The sequence below is a fragment of the Stieleria sp. genome, from assembly GCF_041595215.1.
Taxonomy (GTDB): Bacteria; Planctomycetota; Planctomycetia; order Pirellulales; family Pirellulaceae; genus Stieleria; species Stieleria magnilauensis.
In genome coordinates this window covers 1-3,485 of sequence record NZ_JBFHKV010000928.1, presented here as the reverse complement: position 1 = coordinate 3,485, position 3,485 = coordinate 1, and the positions used below count along the sequence as shown (strand labels likewise).

Annotated in this window: 2 protein-coding genes; both read left to right on the top strand. The window is 59.0% G+C overall.

The features are described 5' to 3' along the window. A partial coding sequence (locus tag ABX749_RS26395) for a DUF1553 domain-containing protein (RefSeq protein WP_372898636.1) occupies positions 1–1,723 on the top strand: 1,723 nt, incomplete at its 5' end. Continuing rightward, positions 1,720–3,183, top strand: a complete 1,464-nt coding sequence (locus ABX749_RS26390; RefSeq protein ID WP_372898635.1) for a DUF1501 domain-containing protein — start codon at positions 1,720–1,722, stop codon at positions 3,181–3,183. The genes ABX749_RS26395 and ABX749_RS26390, both read left to right, overlap by 4 nt. The last annotated feature ends 302 nt before the right edge of the window (positions 3,184–3,485 follow it).

Sequence of the window (3,485 nt, the reverse complement as noted above, 5' to 3'; positions counted from 1 at the left end):
GCTGTGGTTGTACGAGTGGCAACTCGCCCGCGCAGGGGTCAAGGATGACGAGCTCTGGAAACCGATTTCCGATCTGGAACTGTCCACCAACAACAACACACGCGTCATCGCCGCGACCGTCGATGGGGTTGCGGAGTACCAGACGACCGGAACGGTTCAAACCAAAACGAAGGTGCACATCAACGGCAACATTGACGAATCGATCGAGCAAATCACGGCCCTGCGGTTCACCGGATTTCCGAAGAACGGGCAACAAGCCCTGATCGATTCGGAGTGGGGATTCATCGTCTCGCACCTAACGGCCAAACTGATTTCTCAGGACGGGACCGAAACGGCGATTCAATTCGAGCAAGTGATCTCCGACGAACCCGATCCGCTGTTGCAGCCCAATGAAAGTTTGAATCCAAAATCCAATCACGGATTTGGTCCGTATTCTCGAATCCATCACCCACGCGCCGGCGCATTCCTGGCCAATCCGCCGGTGCAGGTCAAACCGGGCGACCGACTGGATGTGGAGATCGCGTTCAATGATGTCGAATTGGGGGCGTTCCCACTGATCGCCCATCGCGGCAGGATTGCGGTCAGCCAATCCGGCGCGTTTACCGACTGGCTGACGGACGCCCAACGCGTGGCGGCCCGCGAACAGATCGCGGCGCTTCGTCGCCAACGGGCATCGATCCGTTCGATCAACACGCCGATCTTGATCGAACGGCCCCAGCAGTTTGCCCGACCGTCACGGGTGTTTGATCGCGGCAATCAAACCACAAAAACCGATCCCGTCGACCCGGCGATTCCTGCGTTTTTGGCCACGTCGTCGGTCGAACCCGACGCTTCGTTGACGCGGCTGCAGATGGCCGAGTGGCTGATCAGCCCCGAGAACCCACTGACCGCACGCGTCGCCGTCAATCGCTTTTGGGCGCAACTGTTCGGCACCGGCATCGTCGAAACGCAAGAAGACTTCGGGATCGCCGGGGCACCCCCGACGCATCCACGGTTGCTCGATGATCTGGCCGTTCGATTCCGCACCGAGATGGGATGGAGTGTGAAGACGTTGTTGCGCGAATTGGTGCTCAGTTCGACGTATCGCCAAAGTGCAACCGTCGACGCGGAGCGATACGAAATCGACCCGGCCAACCGATGGCTCAGCCGAGGCCCGCGGGGACGTTTGCCTGCCGAGACGATTCGTGATCAGGCGTTGTTCATCGCCGGTCTGTTGAGCGAAAAACAATTCGGCCCGCCGGTTCATCCGCCGCTGCCCGACGGCGTGTGGAAACCGTTCCAAGGTGGCGACAAATGGGCGACGGTGGACCCGAACAACCCGGACCGCTACCGACGCACGATTTACACGTACACGAAACGGTCGATTCCCTATCCGATGATGGCCTCGTTCGACGCGCCGTCGCGTGAGTTTTGCTCGATGCGGCGATTGCCTTCCAACACGCCGACCCAGGCGTTGATGACGCTCAACGACGCGACGTTCGTCGAAGCGTCTCAGGCATTGGCCGGTCGCATGATCGCGGCCGACGACGACGTCGATCAACAGCTTCGCTACGGTTTCCGATTGGCAACCTGTCGACAGCCCAAGCAAGCGGAATCGCTGGCCATCAGAGAACTTTACGATTCAATTTTACAAAAGCACGACGGCGAAGAGCCGAATCAGCAGGCGGCGATGACCGCTGTCGCGAGCGTCTTGCTGAACTTGGATGAGGTTTTGACGAAATGAGTAGCATCGAACAACGACTCGCCGGCGAGGTGTTCACACGGAGTCTGCAATTCGAAACACGGCGACATTTTCTACAACAGTCCGCGACTGGGTTGGGGGCGGCATGGTTGGCCAGCCAGGCCGGCGCGGTGTCGGCCAGTCCCAGCGCTGGTGGTTTGGGGGCGATTGCCGCGAAAGCCAAACGCGTGATCTTCTTGCACATGATCGGCGCGCCGAGCCAATTGGAATTGTTTGATTACAAACCGGCGCTGCACGAGGTCGACGGAAAAGACTGCCCCGCCGAGTATTTGGAAGGCAACCGGTTCGCCTTCATCCAGGGCACGCCAAAAATGTTGGGGCCGCGTTACCCGTTCCAACAATACGGCGACTCGGGCGCGTGGGTGTCGGATCGGTTGCCACACTTTTCCAAGGTCGTCGACAAGGTTTGCTTCGTCAAATCGATGCAGACCGACCAGTTCAATCACGGCCCGGCACAGCTAATGGTGCATTGCGGCCAGTCGCGGGTCGGGTACCCGTCGATCGGTTCCTGGGTGACGTGGGGCTTGGGATCGGAAAGTGAAGATCTGCCCGGGTTCATCGTGCTGTTGTCCGGCGGACGGCAACCGCGTGTCGGAAAAGCGTTGTGGAGCAGCGGGTTTCTGCCCTCGGTCTATCAAGGCGTTCAGTGCCGTTCCAAGGGCGATCCGGTGTTGAATGTTTCCAACCCGACCGGCGTCTCGCGCGACGAGCGACGCTTGGCGCTCGACACGCTGGATCGATTGAACCAGATGAACTACGAAACCTTCGGCGACCCGGAAACGTTGACGCGGATGAAGCAGTATGAACTCGCGTTCCGCATGCAAACGGCCGTGCCAGACGCGATGGACATCAGTCAGGAAACCAAAGAAACGCACGAGGAGTACGGTACCGAACCCGGAAAAGAATCTTTTGCCAACAATTGTTTGTTGGCGCGGCGGTTGGCCGAACGCGGGGTCCGCTTCATTCAATTGTTCGATTGGGGATGGGACTCCCACGGAACCAACGAAGGTGAATCGCTGGGCAAAGGCCTGTCGAAAAAGTGCATGCAGACCGATCGCCCGATGACCGCGCTGTTGAATGATCTGGAACGCCGCGGCATGTTGGACGACACGTTGGTGGTCTGGAGCGGTGAATTCGGTCGCACATCGATGGCGGAAAACCGTGGCGGCCAGGCGACTCGGTTCCACGGTCGAGATCACAATCCCAATGCGTTTACCCTGTGGATGGCCGGCGGCGGCATTCGCCCAGGCATGACGCTCGGTGCGACGGACGAACTGGGGTACCAGATCGCAGAGTCGCCGGTGCATCTGCGTGATTTCCACGCGACGATGCAGCATCTATTGGGGATCGATCACCGCAAGATGGTGTTCCCCTTCCAAGGTCTCGATCAAAAACTGACCGGCGTCAAACCGGCACGGGTGGTCGAAGAGATCTTGCTGTAGCGACGAACGGAAAACGACCGTATCTACGCTCGCCAGAGCGTGGCCGTCGCAGATCGATTTGAAGTGGCAGAATGATTTGGGGCAAAATGATGTTCTGCCCGCTCAGATCGCGGAGCCAGAATCGTCCGGCTGCCCCATTATTCTGCCATCCCCATGATTCTGCCATCCTCGTCTCGCCAACGCCGCCTTCTGGCGACGTCAGCTACGTTTTGTCGATGGACGCTCTCGCACCACATCGCGTAGCAGCTGTTCGTAGCGATCGACCATTGTGTCCCAACCGAACTGATCAACGATTACCATTC